Origin of the sequence: Thalassospira profundimaris (genome assembly GCF_003326755.1) — a bacterium.
Lineage (GTDB): Bacteria > Pseudomonadota > Alphaproteobacteria > Rhodospirillales > Thalassospiraceae > Thalassospira > Thalassospira profundimaris_B.
On the sequence record NZ_JPWH01000020.1, the window covers coordinates 1 to 18266 of the forward strand.

The 18266-nt window shown below is 55.4% G+C and carries 13 protein-coding genes and 3 tRNA genes; 1 reads left to right on the forward strand and 15 read right to left on the reverse strand.

The window, feature by feature from the left end; translation table 11 throughout:
- Positions 1–75: 75 nt before the first annotated feature.
- The 15 genes from fusA to TH25_RS18720 form a co-directional block, all read right to left on the reverse strand.
- Positions 76–2157, reverse strand: a complete 2082-nt coding sequence (fusA, locus tag TH25_RS18645) for an elongation factor G (RefSeq protein WP_114089815.1) — start codon at positions 2155–2157, stop codon at positions 76–78.
- 27 nt (positions 2158–2184) lie between these two features.
- Positions 2185–2652: a 30S ribosomal protein S7 gene (rpsG, locus tag TH25_RS18650; RefSeq protein ID WP_073957451.1), complete on the reverse strand. Its 468-nt coding sequence runs from the start codon at positions 2650–2652 to the stop codon at positions 2185–2187.
- 12 nt (positions 2653–2664) lie between these two features.
- Positions 2665–3036 carry a 30S ribosomal protein S12 gene (gene rpsL, locus TH25_RS18655; RefSeq protein WP_073957450.1) on the reverse strand — a complete coding sequence of 124 codons (372 nt, stop codon included), beginning with the start codon at positions 3034–3036 and terminating at the stop codon, positions 2665–2667.
- Between the two features lie 369 nt (positions 3037–3405).
- Entirely contained in the window at positions 3406–7599 is a 4194-nt protein-coding gene (rpoC, locus tag TH25_RS18665; RefSeq protein WP_114089817.1) for a DNA-directed RNA polymerase subunit beta', read from the reverse strand.
- A gap of 96 nt (positions 7600–7695) precedes the next feature.
- Positions 7696–11862: a DNA-directed RNA polymerase subunit beta gene (rpoB, locus tag TH25_RS18670; protein ID WP_114089818.1), complete on the reverse strand. Its 4167-nt coding sequence runs from the start codon at positions 11860–11862 to the stop codon at positions 7696–7698.
- A 361-nt stretch (positions 11863–12223) separates the two neighbouring features.
- The gene (gene rplL, locus TH25_RS18675; RefSeq protein ID WP_114089819.1) at positions 12224–12598 is read right to left on the reverse strand and encodes a 50S ribosomal protein L7/L12; all 375 of its coding nucleotides are present in this window, start codon (positions 12596–12598) and stop codon (positions 12224–12226) included.
- Between the two features lie 48 nt (positions 12599–12646).
- Positions 12647–13165, reverse strand: coding sequence for a 50S ribosomal protein L10 (gene rplJ / locus TH25_RS18680; protein ID WP_114089820.1), 519 nt, complete (start codon positions 13163–13165; stop codon positions 12647–12649).
- Between the two features lie 279 nt (positions 13166–13444).
- The gene (rplA, locus tag TH25_RS18685; protein ID WP_101271767.1) at positions 13445–14143 is read right to left on the reverse strand and encodes a 50S ribosomal protein L1; all 699 of its coding nucleotides are present in this window, start codon (positions 14141–14143) and stop codon (positions 13445–13447) included.
- A gap of 4 nt (positions 14144–14147) precedes the next feature.
- Complete coding sequence (rplK, locus tag TH25_RS18690) at positions 14148–14576, reverse strand: 50S ribosomal protein L11 (RefSeq protein ID WP_114089821.1); 429 nt, start codon at positions 14574–14576, stop codon at positions 14148–14150.
- A gap of 104 nt (positions 14577–14680) precedes the next feature.
- On the reverse strand, positions 14681–15214 hold the full coding sequence (gene nusG, locus TH25_RS18695) for a transcription termination/antitermination protein NusG (RefSeq protein WP_114089822.1): 534 nt from the start codon (positions 15212–15214) through the stop codon (positions 14681–14683).
- A gap of 1 nt (position 15215) precedes the next feature.
- Positions 15216–15413 (reverse strand): preprotein translocase subunit SecE, encoded by a 198-nt coding sequence (gene secE, locus TH25_RS18700; RefSeq protein WP_114089823.1) that lies wholly within the window; start codon positions 15411–15413, stop codon positions 15216–15218.
- Positions 15414–15463: 50 nt separating this feature from the next.
- Positions 15464–15539, reverse strand: a tRNA-Trp gene (locus TH25_RS18705).
- A 132-nt stretch (positions 15540–15671) separates the two neighbouring features.
- Positions 15672–16862 carry an elongation factor Tu gene (gene tuf / locus TH25_RS18710; RefSeq protein WP_114089824.1) on the reverse strand — a complete coding sequence of 397 codons (1191 nt, stop codon included), beginning with the start codon at positions 16860–16862 and terminating at the stop codon, positions 15672–15674.
- A 74-nt stretch (positions 16863–16936) separates the two neighbouring features.
- Positions 16937–17010 (reverse strand) — tRNA-Gly (locus TH25_RS18715).
- Positions 17011–17046: 36 nt separating this feature from the next.
- Positions 17047–17131 (reverse strand) — tRNA-Tyr (locus tag TH25_RS18720).
- 253 nt (positions 17132–17384) lie between these two features.
- Between TH25_RS18720 and rlmB the strand changes: the two genes are divergently transcribed.
- A complete protein-coding gene (gene rlmB / locus TH25_RS18725; RefSeq protein ID WP_258549216.1) occupies positions 17385–18203 on the forward strand; it encodes a 23S rRNA (guanosine(2251)-2'-O)-methyltransferase RlmB in 819 nt (272 codons plus the stop codon).
- Positions 18204–18266 lie beyond the last annotated feature (63 nt).

The window sequence follows — 18266 nt, forward strand, 5'->3', positions numbered from 1 at the left end:
CAACGTTAACGTGCGGCTTTGTACGCGCAAATTTTTCTTTAGCCATTTTTAACTCCGTTTATTCCTTGCTTCGCCTTAGCCGGCCGATTTGGCACGGACTTCGTCCGCGACAGCCTGCGGCACGTCGGCGTAATGATCGAACTGCATCACGAACTGGGCACGACCCTGAGACATGGAACGCAGCGTGTTGACATAACCGAACATGTTTGCCAGCGGGACATAAGCCGTGACGACGCGCGCGATACCGCGAGAGTCCATGTCACGAACCTGGCCACGACGGCTGTTCAGGTCGCCAATGATGTCGCCCATATATTCTTCGGGGGTCACGACCTCAACCTTCATGATCGGCTCAAGAAGCTTCGGACGAGCTTTCCCGAGACCTTCACGGAAGGCAGCGCGTGCAGCAATTTCAAAGGCCATCACGCTCGAGTCGACGTCGTGATATGCGCCGTCGGTCAGGGTGATGGAAAGGTCGGTCACAGGGAAGCCTGCGATAACGCCATTCGGCAGCGAGCTTTCAAGACCCTTCTGGACACCGGGGATGTATTCCTTCGGCACGTTACCGCCAACGACGGTATCGCTAAAGGAGAACCCGCTGCCCGGTTCACCCGGGGTGAAGGTCAACTTGATACGGGCAAACTGACCCGAACCACCCGACTGCTTCTTGTGGGTGTAATCGATATCGACCTGCTGCGAGATGGTTTCGCGATAGGCAACCTGCGGAGCCCCGACATTCGCTTCGACCTTGAATTCACGCTTCATACGGTCAACGATAATGTCGAGATGCAGTTCACCCATGCCCGAAATCACGGTCTGACCGGATTCGTGGTCGGTCTTGACGCGGAAAGACGGATCTTCCTGTGCCAGACGTGCGAGTGCCAGACCCATCTTTTCCTGGTCAGCCTTGGTTTTCGGCTCAACAGCAATTTCGATAACGGGATCCGGGAACTCCATGCGTTCCAGAATGATCGGCTTGGACGGATCGCAGAGCGTATCACCGGTGGTGGTATCTTTCATACCAACCAGTGCCACGATGTCACCCGAGCAGGCGTATTTGATTTCTTCACGGTTGTTTGAATGCATCAGCAGCATACGACCGATACGTTCTTTCTTCTCCTTAACGGAGTTCAGAACGTAGGAACCGGCATCAAGAACACCCGAGTAGATACGAATGAAGGTCAGAGAACCGACAAACGGGTCACTCATGATCTTGAATGCCAGCGCCGAGAACGGTGCTTCGTCATTCAGCGGACGTGAATCGGGCTCGTCTTCGGTACCCGGCTTGACACCACGCACATCGGTGATGTCGTCAGGTGCGGGCATATAGTCGATAACGGCATCAAGAAGGGGCTGAACACCCTTGTTCTTGAACGCGGTACCCAACAGAACCGGAACCAGCTTGGACGCCAGCGTACCCTTACGGATACAGGCCTTCAGCGTTTCTTCAGACGGCATTTCGCCTTCGAGATACGCTTCCATCACTTCTTCGTCAAATTCGACGGCGGCTTCGATCAGGGCTTCACGATATTCGTTCGCCTGGTCAGCCAGGGAATCACGAATTTCGCGATATTCAAATTCAGCACCCAGGGATTCGTCTTTCCAGACGATTTCCCGGTTGTGAACCAGATCGACAACACCTTCAAACTCGGATTCAGAACCGATCGGCAACTGCAACACGGCCGTGTTGGCACCAAGACGTTCTTTCATCATCTCGACGCAACGGAAGAAGTCCGCGCCGGTACGGTCCATCTTGTTGACAAAGCACATCCGCGGGACGTGGTATTTGTCAGCCTGGCGCCATACGGTTTCGGTCTGCGGTTCAACACCGGAAACCGCGTCAAACACGGCGCAGGCACCGTCGAGCACGCGCAGCGAACGTTCAACTTCAATCGTGAAGTCAACGTGGCCCGGCGTGTCAATGATGTTAACGCGGTGATCTTTCCAGAAGCAGGTGGTTGCAGCAGACGTAATCGTAATGCCGCGTTCCTGTTCCTGTTCCATCCAGTCCATCGTCGCGGCGCCGTCATGGACTTCGCCGATTTTGTAGGACTTGCCGGTGTAGAATAGAATTCGCTCGGTTGTCGTGGTTTTACCGGCATCAATGTGCGCCATGATGCCGATATTGCGATACCGAGAGATCGGAGTACGTTGTACCATAATCGACTCTTGATCTTTGGGTCTGAATTACCAGCGATAATGAGCGAAAGCCTTGTTGGCTTCGGCCATACGATGGGTGTCTTCGCGTTTCTTGACGGCGGTGCCACGGTTGTTAGCAGCATCCATCAATTCACCAGCGAGACGACCAATCATGGTGGTTTCGGAACGCTTGCGCGCCGCATCCACCAGCCAGCGAATGGCAAGCGCCTGACGACGTTCGGAACGAACTTCGACCGGAACCTGATAAGTCGCACCGCCAACACGACGCGAGCGAACTTCGACGTTCGGCTTCACGTTGTCCATGGCTTCATGGAACTGGGCAACGGGATCGCCGCCTTTTGCTTCCATGATGTCAAATGCACCATAAACGATCTTTTCAGCCGCCGACTTTTTACCGTCGAGCATCAAACCGTTCATGAATTTGGTCAGAACCTTATCGCCATATTTGGCGTCAGGAAGTACTTCGCGCTTTTCAGCAGCGTGACGACGAGACATTCAATGCGCTCCTTATTTCGGACGCTTCGCGCCGTATTTCGAACGACGCTGCTTACGGTCTTTAACACCCTGCGTATCGAGGGTACCGCGAATAATGTGATAACGAACACCCGGCAAGTCCTTCACACGGCCGCCACGGATCATGACGACAGAGTGTTCCTGCAGGTTGTGGCCTTCACCCGGAATGTAGCTGGTGACTTCGTAGCCGTTGGTCAAACGGACACGGGCAACCTTACGAAGTGCCGAGTTCGGCTTTTTCGGTGTGGTGGTGTAAACACGGGTACACACGCCACGCTTCTGCGGGCATGCTTCCAGTGCAGGCACCATATCGCGCTGAGAGCGCGGCGACCGCGACTTGCGGATCAACTGGTTAATCGTAGGCATTAACTTTCCCTTTTGCCTTAACGGACGCCACTTGGGCGTACTCTATCGACGCACGACGAACGACCGCTTTGCTTTTGCCAAAAGACAAAAACATCGCGGACGCCCAAAAAAGCAGGTTGGATCCTGCCTCGACGGCCGTCAAAGTCGCCTGATGCGACGGAAGGGCATCTCCGCCCGGAACCATTATCGGCACCGCCACAGAAACACCCCCCAAGATTCGGTGGGCGCATACTAGTGACGGGCCCATATCGCGTCAAGCAAAACCCTTGGAGCCATCGAGTTGGCGCTTCAAACGCCGAAACGAACCGGGGCGTCGATCAAAAATTCCCGGTTCGTCTCTGATTCTTTCATAACCTTGCGCGTAAATCCTTACTCGCCGGCCGGAAGGCTCGGGGACTCGGACCCGCCCTGGGGACCAAAGCTATCGCCGATTTCTTCCTCTTCAGCCTCAAGCTGGACCACACGGTCACGTTCACTGGCCAAGGCGCGGAAGCGATTCATCACAGCCCCCGTCCCTGCCGGGATCAAACGACCCACGATCACGTTTTCCTTCAGACCGATCAGGGTATCGGTTTTACCCGAAACCGCCGCTTCGGTCAAAACGCGCGTGGTTTCCTGGAACGACGCGGCCGAGATGAAGGAGTGCGTCTGGAGAGAAGCCTTCGTGATCCCCTGGAGGACCGGTGAAGCTTCGGCCATATCGCCGCCTTCGCGGGCTGCCTTTTCGTTCTCGGCATCGAAATCGACACGGTCGACAATTTCGCCAACCAGAAGTGTGGTGTCACCCGGTTTGGTGATTTCCACTTTTTGGAGCATCTGACGAACGATGACTTCGATGTGCTTGTCGTTAATCTTAACGCCCTGCAACCGGTAAACTTCCTGGATTTCATTGACCAGGTAGTCCGCCAGCGCCGGAACGCCCATGACACGCAGAATATCGTGCGGCACCGGCGAACCATCCATCAGAAGGTCGCCACGCTCGACGAAGTCCCCTTCCTGAACGGCAAGATGCTTGCCTTTCGGGATCAGATATTCGATCGGCTCGACACCGGCATCATCATGCGGATGCAGGATGACACGACGCTTGTTCTTGTAGTCCTTACCGAATTCGATACGCCCTGCAATATCTGCGATAATGGCGTGCTCTTTCGGTTTACGGGCTTCAAACAGCTCGGCCACACGCGGCAGACCACCGGTAATGTCACGGGTTTTCGATCCTTCACGCGGAATACGCGCAAGAACGTCACCAGCATTGACCTTCTGACCGTTTTCAACCGACAGAATCGCGTCAACCGACAGGAAGTAACGGGCTTCAAGACCGTTATCAAGGTTGATGACCTCGCCGTTCTCATTGCGCAGGGTCACACGCGGCTTGAGATCGGACGCCTTCGGCTGGCTCTTCCAGTCGATAACCGTTTTGGCCCCGATACCGGTCGCCTCGTCGTAGATTTCGCGAATGGTCGTCCCTTCGATCAGGTCGACATAGTTCACGAAACCTTCCTTCTCGGTGATGATCGGCAGGGTGTACGGGTCCCATTCGGCCAGTTTCTGACCGCGCGAGATCTGTGCACCGTCTTCGGTCAGCAGCTTCGCACCGTAAGGAACGCGGAATTTCGCACGTTCACGACCATTTTTGTCGAGAAGCAGAATTTCCAGGTTACGGGCCATGACAATGTTGACGCCCTTGGAGTTCGTCACCACGGCATGGTTTTTGATTTTCACGGTCGCATCGAAATTGGCTTCGACACCGGAAACTTCCGCACCACGCTGCGCGGCACCACCAATGTGGAACGTACGCATGGTGAGCTGGGTACCCGGTTCACCGATCGACTGGGCGGCGATAACACCAACCGCTTCACCGATATTGACCGTGGTACCGCGTGCCAGATCACGACCATAACAATGGCCGCAAACGCCGGTTTCGGCATCGCAGGTCAGAACCGAGCGAATACGGGCGGTTTCAACACCGGCCTTTTCGATCAGGTCGAGATGATCTTCGACAACCATTTCGTTTTTGCCAACGATTTCCTCGCCGGTTGACGGATCAACGATGGCATCGGCGGTGTAACGACCGAGAATACGATCCGACAGGGTTTCGATCACTTCACCCGAATCGACCACAGCCGAGATGTCGAGGCCCCGTTCGGTGCCACAATCATGCTGGGTGATGATCGAATCCTGGGCGACGTCAACAAGACGACGGGTCAGATAACCGGAGTTTGCCGTTTTCAGCGCCGTATCGGCCAGACCCTTACGGGCACCGTGGGTGGAGTTGAAGTACTCCTGCACGGTCAGGCCTTCCTTAAAGTTGGAAATGATCGGCGTTTCAATGATCGAGCCATCCGGCTTGGCCATCAGGCCGCGCATGGCGGCAAGCTGACGCATCTGGGCGGCAGAACCACGGGCACCGGAATGGGCCATCATGTAAACGGAGTTGATCTGGTTGCCTTCCTTCGTTGCCGAAATGCCCTTCATCATGGCTTCGGAAACGTCGTCGGTACATTGCGACCAGGCGTCGACCACCTTGTTGTATTTTTCACCACGGGTGATCAGGCCGTCCTGATACTGCTGTTCGTATTCCTTGACCTTTTCGTGGGTCGTGTTGACCAGCGGTTCCTTGGCATCGGGAATGACCATGTCATCCTTGCCAAAGGAAATGCCGGCACGGCATGCCCAGTTAAAGCCAAGGCCCATCAGGCGGTCAGCAAAAATGACCGTCTCTTTCTGGCCGCAGTGACGATAGACAATATCGATAACGTTCGAGATGTCTTTTTTCGTCAGCAGCTTGTTGATCGTCGAGAACGGAATGCGCGGATGACGCGGCAACAGTTCCGAGAGCAACATACGGCCCGCCGTCGTCTGAACACGTACCGTGATCGGTTCGTTGTTCGCATCAACGGTGTGGTAACGGGCATTGATTTTCGCATGCAGACCAACCGCACCCGAATCCAGCGCCTGTTCGATTTCAGCGATATCGACAAAGGACATGCCCTCGCCCGGTTCGCCTTCGCCGTCCATCGAGATGTAATACAGACCCAAAACAATGTCCTGGGACGGCACAATGATCGGACGACCCGATGCCGGTGACAGGATGTTGTTGGTCGACATCATCAGGGTACGGGCTTCAAGCTGCGCTTCGAGCGACAACGGCACGTGAACGGCCATCTGGTCACCGTCAAAGTCGGCGTTAAAGGCAGTACAAACCAGCGGATGAAGCTGAATGGCCTTACCTTCGATCAGGGTCGGCTCGAATGCCTGGATACCAAGACGGTGCAGGGTTGGCGCACGGTTGAGCATCACCGGATGTTCACGGATAACCTGTTCGAGGATATCCCACACTTCCGGACGCTCTTTTTCGACCATGCGTTTGGCCGCCTTGATCGTGGTCGCCATACCGTACAGTTCAAGTTTCGCATAAACGAACGGCTTGAACAGTTCGAGCGCCATTTTCTTGGGCAGACCGCACTGATGCAGTTTCAGGCTCGGCCCGACGGTAATCACCGAACGGCCGGAATAGTCAACGCGTTTACCCAGAAGGTTCTGACGGAAACGACCCTGCTTGCCCTTGAGCATGTCAGACATCGATTTCAGCGGACGCTTGTTCGCCCCCGTGATCGGACGGCCGCGACGACCATTGTCAAACAGGGCGTCAACCGATTCCTGAAGCATACGCTTTTCGTTACGCACGATAATATCGGGCGCACGCAGTTCGATCAGGCGTTTCAGACGGTTATTACGGTTAATCACGCGACGATACAGATCGTTCAGATCCGACGTTGCGAAACGGCCACCATCCAGCGGAACCAGCGGACGCAATTCTGGCGGAATGACCGGAATAACTTCCAGGATCATCCATTCCGGACGCGCACCCGAATCCCGGAAAGCCTCGATCAGCTTCAGACGCTTGACCAGCTTTTTGCGTTTGGCTTCGGAATTGGTTTCCTTGAGATCGTGCTTGGCGACTTCATATTCGTCGTCAAGATCAATCTCGGCCAGCATGTCACGAATGGCTTCGGCACCAATCCCGGCGCGGAAGCTGTCTTCACCGTATTCTTCCTGTGCCGTGGTGAATTGATCTTCGCTCAGAAGTTCACCCATCTTGAGCGGGGTCAGGCCCGGCTCGATCACGACATAGTTTTCAAAATACAGAATACGCTCAAGATCCTTGAGCATCATGTCCAGCAGCAGGCCAAGGCGGCTCGGCAGGGATTTCATGAACCAGATATGCGCAACAGGTGCTGCCAGTTCAATATGCCCCATGCGTTCACGACGCACTTTGGCCAGCGTAACTTCAACGCCACATTTTTCGCAGATAATACCGCGATATTTCATGCGCTTGTACTTGCCGCACAAGCATTCATAATCCTTGACCGGACCAAAAATGCGCGCACAGAACAGACCGTCGCGCTCCGGTTTAAAAGTCCGGTAGTTGATGGTCTCCGGCTTCTTGATTTCACCAAAAGACCAGGAACGGATACGCTCCGGGCTGGCGATCTGAATGCGGATCTGATCGAAGCTTTGGGTGCCCTGCGGCTGCCCGAAGATCTTCATCAACTCGTTCATAAAGGCTCTCCCGCTATGCCCGGCCGCGCCGGGTTTCGCCAATTTCAGGCCGAAAGATGCAATGGCGGACGAAGCAAGCTTCGCCCGCCCTGGATTTTAGTAGTCTTCCTGCTCAAGCTCGACATTGAGACCAAGCGACCGGAGTTCCTTAACAAGAACGTTAAAGGATTCCGGAATACCGGCTTCAAAGGTGTCTTCGCCCCGCACAATCGCTTCGTAAACCTTGGTACGGCCCGAAACGTCGTCCGATTTGACAGTCAGCATTTCCTGCAGGGTGTAAGCGGCACCATATGCTTCGAGTGCCCACACTTCCATTTCCCCGAAACGCTGGCCACCGAACTGCGCCTTACCACCCAGCGGCTGCTGGGTCACAAGCGAGTACGGACCGATCGAACGGGCGTGGATCTTGTCATCGACAAGGTGGTGCAGCTTGAGCATGTAGATGTAGCCCACAGTGACCTTGCGATGGAACTTCTCGCCGGTACGACCGTCATAAAGATCGACCTGACCAGAACCATCCAAGCCTGCCTTTTCGAGCATGCGGACCACATCGGGTTCGCGTGCACCGTCAAAGACCGGCGTTGCCATCGGCACACCACGACGCAGATTGTTGCCAAGCTCGATCACGTCACCGTCGCTCAATTCCTTGATGCCGGCGACATAATCGTCGTCTTCATAGACTTCGTTCAGCTTGCTGCGCAGTTCGTCCATCGAATTGCGTTCATCAAGAACACCATCGACCATATTCCCGATCTGCTCGCCAAGACCGCGCGATGCCCAGCCAAGATGCGTTTCAAGAATCTGACCGACATTCATGCGCGACGGCACGCCAAGCGGGTTCAGAACGATGTCAACCGGGGTCCCGTCTTCAAGGTGCGGCATGTCTTCCATCGGCATGATGCGCGACACGACACCCTTGTTCCCGTGACGACCGGCCATTTTATCGCCCGGCTGCATTTTACGCTTCACGGCAACAAAGACCTTGACCATCTTCATAACGCCCGGCGGCAATTCGTCACCGGCCTGAAGTTTGTCAACCTTGTCATCAAAGCGGGCCTGAAGGACCTTGATCGATTCTTCAAACTGCTTTTTCAGCGCCTCGATGTCGGACATGACAGTGTCATCGGCAACCGCAATCTGGCGCCACAAGCCACGGGCAACATTCGACAGGCTGTCTTCGGTAATCACACCGGCCAGGCTTTTGGGACCATCAACGATGGTCTGACCCAGCAGCAGATTTTTCAGACGGCCATAGAAGTTGCGTTCCAGGATCGAGCGTTCGTCATCACGGTCCAGCGCCAGACGTTCGATTTCCGAACGTTCAATGGCCAGCGCACGTTCGTCCTTGTCCACGCCACGGCGCGAGAAAACACGAACTTCAACAACGGTACCGAACTGTCCCGGCGGGACACGCAGCGAGGTATCGCGAACGTCGGATGCCTTTTCACCGAAGATGGCACGCAGAAGTTTTTCTTCCGGCGTCATCGGGCTTTCGCCCTTCGGCGTGACCTTGCCAACCAGAATATCGCCCGGTTTGATTTCCGCACCGATATAGACAATCCCTGCCTCGTCGAGGTTTTTCAGGGCTTCTTCACCGACGTTCGGAATGTCACGGGTGATTTCTTCCTGGCCGAGCTTGGTGTCACGGGCCATGACTTCAAATTCCTCGATATGGATCGAGGTATAGACGTCATCACGTGCAATCCGTTCGGACAGAAGGATGGAGTCCTCGAAGTTGTAACCGTTCCACGGCATAAACGCGACCAGCACGTTACGGCCAAGGGCCAGTTCACCCATGTCGGTACAGGGACCGTCAGAGATGATGTCACCCTTCTGGACAACGTCGCCCACCTTCACCAGCGGCTTCTGGTTGATACAGCTGCCCTGGTTCGACCGCTGGTATTTACGAAGCGTGTAAATATCAACACCCGATTCCGAGGCGGCAATATCACCCGTCGCACGGATCACCATACGGGTGGCGTCAACCGATTCAACAACACCGTCACGGCGCGCAATAAGGGTTGCACCCGAATCGCGGGCCACCGGAACTTCCATGCCGGTCCCGACATACGGTGCTTCAGAGCGGATCAGCGGAACCGCCTGACGCTGCATGTTCGAGCCCATGAGAGCACGGTTGGCGTCGTCGTTTTCAAGGAACGGGATCAGGGCCGAAGCCACGGATACCAGCTGTTTTGGCGAAACGTCCATCAGGTCGATTTCTTCTTCGCGCGCCATCAGATGCTCACCCGCCTTACGGGTGTTGATCAGTTCGTTGGCGAAGCGGAAATCTTCGGTCAGCGGTTCGTTGGCCTGGGCGATCACATAACGCCCTTCCTCGATCGCCGACAGATAAATCACCTCGGGCGTCACCTTTCCGTCAACAACCTTGCGGTACGGGCTTTCGATAAAGCCGTACTGGTTGACACGGGCAAAGGTCGCCAGCGAGTTGATCAGACCAATGTTCGGACCTTCCGGCGTTTCAACCGGACAAATACGCCCATAGTGGGTCGGATGCACGTCACGGACTTCAAAGCCTGCGCGCTCACGGGTCAAACCTCCCGGTCCAAGGGCCGAAAGACGACGCTTGTGGGTAATTTCCGACAGCGGATTGGTCTGGTCCATGAACTGCGACAGCTGCGAGGAGCCGAAGAATTCGCGCACGGCCGCCGCAACCGGTTTGGCATTGATCAGGTCATGCGGCATGACATTGTCGATCTCGACCGAGCTCATGCGCTCGCGGATCGCACGTTCCATACGCAGCAGACCAACGCGGAACTGGTTTTCCATCAGTTCGCCGACAGAACGAACACGACGGTTGCCCAGATGGTCAATATCGTCGATTTCGCCACGACCGTCTTTCAGGTCGATCAGAACACGGACGACTTCCAGAATGTCTTCGCGGCGCAGAACACGCACCGTATCCGGGCATTCCAGATTAAGGCGCGCATTCATCTTCACACGGCCAACAGCCGACAGATCGTACCGCTCGGCATCGAAGAACAGGCCCTTGAACATGGCCTCGGCACCTTCGATCGTCGGCGGCTCACCCGGGCGCATGACACGATAAATGTCAACCAGGGCTTCTTCACGGTTGCTGTTTTTATCCAGCGCCACGGTGTTGCGCAGATAGGCCCCGACATTGTTATGATCGATCAGCAGCAGACGAACGGAATCAACACCCCATTCCTTAAGCTGTTCAAACACGCCTTCGGTCAGTTCATGGCCGGCTTCGGCACGGATTTCGCCGGTTTCGCCGTCAATCAGATCTTCGGCCATGTACCAGCCATAAAGCTGTTCTTCGGGCACCATGATCTGTTTAACGCCCTGCTCGACGATTTTCGCGGCAGAACGTTTGGTGATCTTCGTACCGGCAGCAGCAACAACCTCGCCGCTTTCGGCATCGAGAAGGTCGTTCAGAAGCTTCTGACCGATATAACGATCGGCATCGAAATCCGTCACCCAGCCATTATTGGTCCGGCGGTATTCAGCCGAATCATAGTAATAGTTGAGAATTTCTTCCGGGGTCAGACCCTCGATTTCCGACGGATCGACAGAGCGGCCTTCTTCGGCGCGCTGCGCACGAAGCTGCTCGGACTCTTCGTTTTCAAGCGCCATCAGCAACGTGGTTGCCGGCAGCTTGCGACGACGGTCGATACGGACATAAAGCACATCCTTGGCATCGAATTCAAAATCGAGCCAGGAACCGCGATACGGGATCACGCGTGCAGAGAATAGATATTTACCCGAGCTGTGGGTCTTGCCCTTGTCGTGGTCGAAGAAGACGCCCGGCGAACGGTGCATCTGCGAAACGATCACACGTTCGGTACCATTGACGATAAAGGTGCCATGCTCGGTCATGAGCGGCATATCGCCCATATACACGTCCTGTTCCTTGATATCGCGGATGGAACGTGCACCGGTATCTTCGTCAATATCCCAAACGACCAGACGCAGGGTCACGCGCAACGGCGCGGCAAAGGTCATGCCACGCTGGCCGCATTCCTCAACGTCGTATTTCGGCTGCTCCAGCTCGAAAGAGACGAATTCAAGAGTCGCTCGTTCCGAAAAGTCTTTAATCGGAAAGACGCTTTTGAAGACTTCCTGCAAGCCGGTATCATCCCGCTGCTCACTCGGGATTCCGGTCTGCAAAAACTTCACGTAAGAATTCTTCTGAACCTCAATCAGGTTCGGGAGCGGAGCGACTTCGCTGATCCGTCCAAAGCTCTTGCGAATGCGCTTTCGACCAGTAAAGGACTTATCCATCATCGTTCCTTTAATCGCGCCTCCCCACACCGTCCGAACTCGTCGTCGAACATGCCCCCGCAAAAAATGCGTTCAGCACAACGACGCCCGAGCCCCGTACGGGGCGGGCGTTACTTAAATATGACCGCGGATGTTATTTGACATCCAACATGAATAGAGATCACTGATCCCTCGGCTGTCGACGCCGCCAAAGATAACCTTCGGCAAAAACAGTCTCGCACTATGTATGATTAGCTTTGGCAGCGTCAACCGTTAAATTTCCCTTTCGCGTCCTGCGGTGTCAAAAAATATATCCCGCAAAGACGGATAGGTCGACGTCCCCAAAAGGAACGCCGACCCAAACCTTGGCAAAAGCCGCCGATTATTTGAGTTCGACGGTTGCGCCAGCTTCTTCAAGCTTCTTCTTGATTTCTTCAGCTTCTTCCTTAGCCACGCCTTCTTTGACCGGCTTCGGAGCGCCTTCGACCAGGTCTTTGGCTTCTTTCAGGCCAAGACCGGTGATTGCGCGAACTTCTTTAATGACGTTGATTTTCTTGTCGCCGGCAGATGCCAGAACAACGTCAAATTCGGTTTTTTCTTCAGCAGCTTCAGCAGCAGCACCACCAGCAGCGGCAGCAACAGCAACCGGAGCAGCGGCGGAAACGCCCCATTCTTCTTCGAGAAGCTTGGACAGTTCAGCAGCTTCGATAACGGTGAGCTTGGAGAGCTCTTCGACGAGTGCCTTAAGATCGGCCATTTTGATAACTCCTAGGCTTAAACTTGGTAGTATTGAGGTAAAAAAGGGTTACGCGGCTTCGCCTTTGTCGGCATATGCCTTGAGCACCTGGGCGATCTGGGCCGCCGGCTTGGAAGTCAGCGTAGCGATACGCTGTGCCGGGGTCTGGATCATGCCAACCAGTTTTGCGCGCAGTTCGTCGATCGACGGCAGTTCTGCCAGAGCTTTAACACCCTGTTCATCCAGAACCTGTTCGCCGAGACCACCAGCAACGAGAACAAGCTTCTCGTTTGCCTTGGCAAAATTGGCAGCTACCTTTGCGGCTGCGGCCGGGTCCGCCGAATAGGCGATCGCGGTCGGGCCGGTGAAGTAATCTGCCAGGTTGGCAAATTTGGTGCCTTCCAGAGCAAGTCGCGTAAGCCGGTTTTTGGTGACCTTGAAGCCCGCACCAGCTTGACGCATCTGCGCACGAAGAGCGGTAATTTCAGCGACCGTCAGACCCTTGTATTGGGTGACGATGACGCCTTCCGCACCTTCGAACACTTCGCGCATTTCTGCTACGAACTGTTGTTTTTCATCGCGGTTCACAATCAGTCTCCGACATTTTGCTTTTTGCCCTGAACCCCTAAGGGTTCACAGACGTGACCGGTCCACAGGAACCGGTCGATGACGCCCGTCCGTTTGCCAGATGTTCAAGCCTTTGGAAAACCCCGATAACGGGAAATTCTAGAACCGGAACCTCTGCCTATGCAGGAGATTAAGAGCAATCAGACATTGCCCACCTGCAGTCTGGGACAGACAGGTAGAGAGGGGATAGCCCCCTCTCCGGCAACCGGCCCGCCCGGGGGCAGACCGGAAACTCAAATCTTAGTTGGTCGCGATATCCGAAACGGCGACCTTAACGCCAGCACCCATCGTGGAGCTGACAGCGGCACGCTTCAGATAGGTGCCCTTGGCACCGGTCGGTTTCGCCTTGACGATCGCCGAAACGAACGCCTTGACGTTTTCAACCAGCTGTTCTTCGCTAAACGATGCCTTGCCCACGCCAGCGTGAACCAGACCATTCTTTTCAGCGCGGAACTGAACCTGGCCTGCCTTTGCATCGGCAACGGCCTTGGCAACGTCCATCGTCACGGTGCCGAGTTTCGGGTTCGGCATCAGGCCGCGCGGGCCGAGAACCTTACCGAGACGACCGACAACAGCCATCATGTCCGGGGTTGCAATGACGCGATCATAATTCAGATCGCCGCCCTGCATTGCGGTCATCAGGTCTTCGGCGCCAACAGCATCCGCACCCGCTTTCTGGGCTTCTTCTGCTTTGGCGTCTTTTGCGAAGACAGCAACACGCATGGTTTTACCGGTACCGTGCGGCAGCGATACAACACCACGAACCATCTGGTCGGCGTGACGCGGGTCAACACCCAGGTTCATCGCGATTTCAACGGTTTCGTCGAACTTTGCTTTTGCACCGTCTTTGACAAGCTTGATGGCAGCAGCAAGTTCATACTGTTTGTTACGGTCAATGCCCTCATAGGCCTGGGCAAGGCGCTTACCAGTCTTGGCCATCGTCTTACTCCACAACCTCGAGACCCATTGCACGGGCCGAACCTTCGATCATCGCCATAGCGCCCTTGATGTCGACCGCATTAAGGTCAGCCATCTTGGCATTGGCAATTTCTTCGACCTGGGCTTTGGTCACTTTACCGACAAAACCCTTGCCGGTCGTACCCGAACCCTTTGCCAGACCTGCTGCCTTTTTCAGGAAGTAGGATGCAGGCGGGGTTTTGGTGACAAAGCTGAAAGAACGGTCGGCATAGACGGTGATGACGACAGGAATCGGCATACCGGGTTCCATCTGCTGGGTTGCAGCATTGAACGCCTTACAGAATTCCATAATGTTCACGCCGCGCTGACCCAGAGCCGGGCCGACGGGCGGTGACGGGTTGGCTTTACCAGCGGCAATCTGCAGCTTGATATAGCCAGTAATCTTTTTGGCCATTTCACTTACCTCTTAAAGAAGCGCGCGGTCCGGTCATGGCTGACCTCCCGCGCTCTATAAACCGGATACAAAACCTTGCAATCCGGAAACTTTTCAAAGATCGATCAGATCTTTTCGACCTGGGTGTATTCCAGCTCGACCGGGGTTGAACGACCAAAGATCGACACAGACACCTTAAGGCGTGCGCGCTCTTCGTCGACCCCTTCGACCACACCACTAAAGGATGCGAACGGACCATCCGAAACCCGGACTTCTTCGCCAACTTCAAAGCTGACTGTGGATTTCGGACGATCAACACCTTCCTGAACCTGATGCAGGATATGCTGGGCTTCCTTTTCCGAAATCGGCATCGGCTTGCCACGGCTACCAAGGAAATCTGTAACCTTGGCAGTGTTTTTGACCAGATGCCAGCTTTCGTCCGTCAGCTGCATTTTCAGCAACACATAACCCGGGAAGAACTTGCGCTCGGCATTGACCTTGCTGCCACGACGCATTTCGGTAATTTCTTCGGTCGGGACCAGAACTTCCGCAATCTCGCCTTCAAGACCTTTCTTGATCGACTGTTCGCGGATCGACTGGGCGACCTTTTTTTCAAAACCGGAATGGACGTGCAGCACGTACCAGCGATGCTCAGCCATATCAGCCCCCGACACCAAAGATCAGCTTGACGCCCAGGGCAAGAAGCTGATCAACGACAAAAAAGAAAACAGACGCAAAAGCAACCATGATGAAAACCATCAGGGTTGATACGGTCGTTTCCTTGCGGGTCGGCCACGTAACCTTGCGGGCTTCCTGGCGAACCTGTTGTACGAATTGTGCCGGTGACGTTTTAGCCATTGTCGGGTGTGTACCGTTTCAAATGCTTATTAAATCAGGCCCGGAAAAAATGGCAGGAGCGGAGGGACTCGAACCCACGGCCCTCGGTTTTGGAGACCGATGCTCTACCAACTGAGCTACACTCCTATAATCTTGCCAGAAACAGTTGGTAATCAATTTTGTTTCCGACACATCCCCATCCGGGTGGTGGGGTGTGCGGGCGGCTTATATCCGCCCGCACATCAAAGATCAAGCATCTATTCGATGCAAAATCACAAATTATTCAATAATCTTGGCAACGACGCCCGCGCCGACGGTACGACCGCCTTCACGGATTGCGAAACGCAGACCTTCGTCCATCGCGATCGGTGCGATCAGCGTTGCGACCATCTGCACGTTATCGCCCGGCATCACCATTTCCGTGCCTTCCGGCAGTTCGATCGAACCGGTAACGTCCGTCGTACGGAAGTAGAACTGCGGACGGTAGTTCGAGAAGAACGGCGTGTGACGACCACCTTCATCCTTCGTCAGGATGTAGGCTTCTGCCTGGAACTTGGTGTGCGGGGTGATCGAGCCGACATGAGCCAGAACCTGGCCACGTTCGACGTCTTCACGCTTGGTACCACGCAGCAGCGCACCAATGTTGTCGCCAGCTTCGCCCTGGTCGAGCAGCTTGCGGAACATTTCAACGCCGGTAACGGTGGTTTTGACGGTGGCTTTGATGCCGACGATTTCGACTTCTTCACCAACCTTGACGATACCGGTTTCAACACGACCGGTCACAACCGTACCACGACCCGAGATCGAGAACACGTCTTCGATCGGCATCAGGAACGGCTTGTCCTTCGGACGGTCCGGCGCCGGGATGTAATCGTCAACAGCGGCCATCAGTTCCATGATGGCGTTCTTGCCGATTTCGTCGTCGCGACCTTCCAGAGCAGCAAGAGCCGAGCCCTTGATGATCGGAATATCGTCGCCCGGGAAGTCGTAGGACGACAGCAGTTCACGGATTTCCATTTCGACGAGTTCGAGCAGCTCTTCGTCGTCAACCTGGTCAACCTTGTTCATGAACACGACCAGTGCCGGAACGCCAACCTGGCGGGCCAGAAGGATGTGCTCGCGGGTCTGCGGCATGGGGCCGTCAGCTGCCGAAACAACCAGAATACCACCGTCCATCTGGGCGGCACCGGTGATCATGTTCTTCACATAGTCAGCGTGGCCCGGGCAGTCGACGTGCGCATAGTGGCGGTTTTCGGTTTCATATTCGACGTGCGCGGTCGAGATCGTGATACCACGTGCCTTCTCTTCCGGTGCCTTGTCGATCATGTTGTAGTCCTGGAACGACGCACCGCCGCTTTCTGCCAGTACTTTCGTGATCGCTGCGGTCAGCGTGGTTTTACCGTGGTCAACGTGGCCGACGGTGCCAACGTTAACGTGCGGCTTTGTACGCGCAAACTTTTCCTTGGCCATTGCCCTCAGATCCTAATCCGAACCAAAAAAACACGTAAGAACCCACCGCACTCGCCGACGGGCCACTAAAATTCTGGAGCGGGTGAAGGGAATCGAACCCTCGTCGTAAGCTTGGAAGGCTTCTGCTCTACCATTGAGCTACACCCGCATATTTATATTGCGAGCTCTCGCGAGGGCGAGAGGTTGGTGGAGGGGGCAGGATTCGAACCTGCGTAGACTAAGTCGGCGGATTTACAGTCCGCTGCATTTGACCGCTCTGCCACCCCTCCACGGGGCTGAAACGCTGTTGGCTGTGAGGCCCGCCTCGTTTCGGCGAGGGAGGGAATACGTTGCAGGTACCCTTCTTGTCAACAGCAAAAAAAGCACGAATTCGCATTTCCTTTCCTATATGCTCGTTTCACCCGGTAAACCGGGCGAAATAAAGTGCATTCAAGTTCTTATGAGTTGGAGGTTTCCGCCACAATGGCGCGCCGCAGCAAAAATCGTTCATTTTCCCGCCCCGCCGCCTCGCCAGAGGGCGGCATGTCCCCGCAAGACGCGGAAAACACCGATGGCAATTCCCGCCGGGGTCGCGGACGCGGCCGGGATTCAGGGGCCGGACGGGATTCGTCGCGCCTGATTCTTTTTGGCCGTCATCCGGTCATGATGGCCATTGCAAACCCGCAACGCACGATTCATCGCATCTGGGCCACCGAAAATGCCCGCGATGAAATCAACTATGCCTTACAGGAAGCCGGACGCACCGATATTGCCGTCGATAATGCCGGGCGTGTCGATATTGACCAGATGTTACCGCCCGGATCGGTGCATCAGGGCATGGCCATGCACTGTGCCCCCCTGCCCCAACCCGCCGTCGAGGATCTGGTGGCGGAATTTCGCGATCAGGATTCGGCAACAGTGCTGATTCTAGATCAGGTCACGGACCCGCACAATGTCGGCGCGATTCTGCGCAGTGCGGCGGCCTTTGGTGCCAGTGCCGTCATTGTCCCGGATCGTCACGCGCCGACAGAATCGGGTGTCCTGGCAAAATCGGCCAGCGGGGCACTGGAAGTTGTGCCCTATATCCATGCTGGCAACCTTGCCCGCGCGCTTGAAGCCCTGAAGGGGGCCAATTTCTGGCTGGCAGGCATGGATGGCGAAGCCGAACAAACCCTGGCCGAGGCCAAACTGACCGGCAAGGTGGGAATCGTCATGGGGTCCGAAGGCGATGGTCTGCGCCGCCTGACCCGGGATAATTGCGATTTTCTGGTCAAACTGCCGATGACGGACCGCATCGAAAGCCTCAATGTGTCCAATGCGGCGGCGGTCGCCCTTTACGAGTTGTTCCGCACACAGGGATAAACCGGATTTGATTTTACGCGAATCGCTTGAAACAAAAGGATTTATCGCAAAATAACCGGCGGC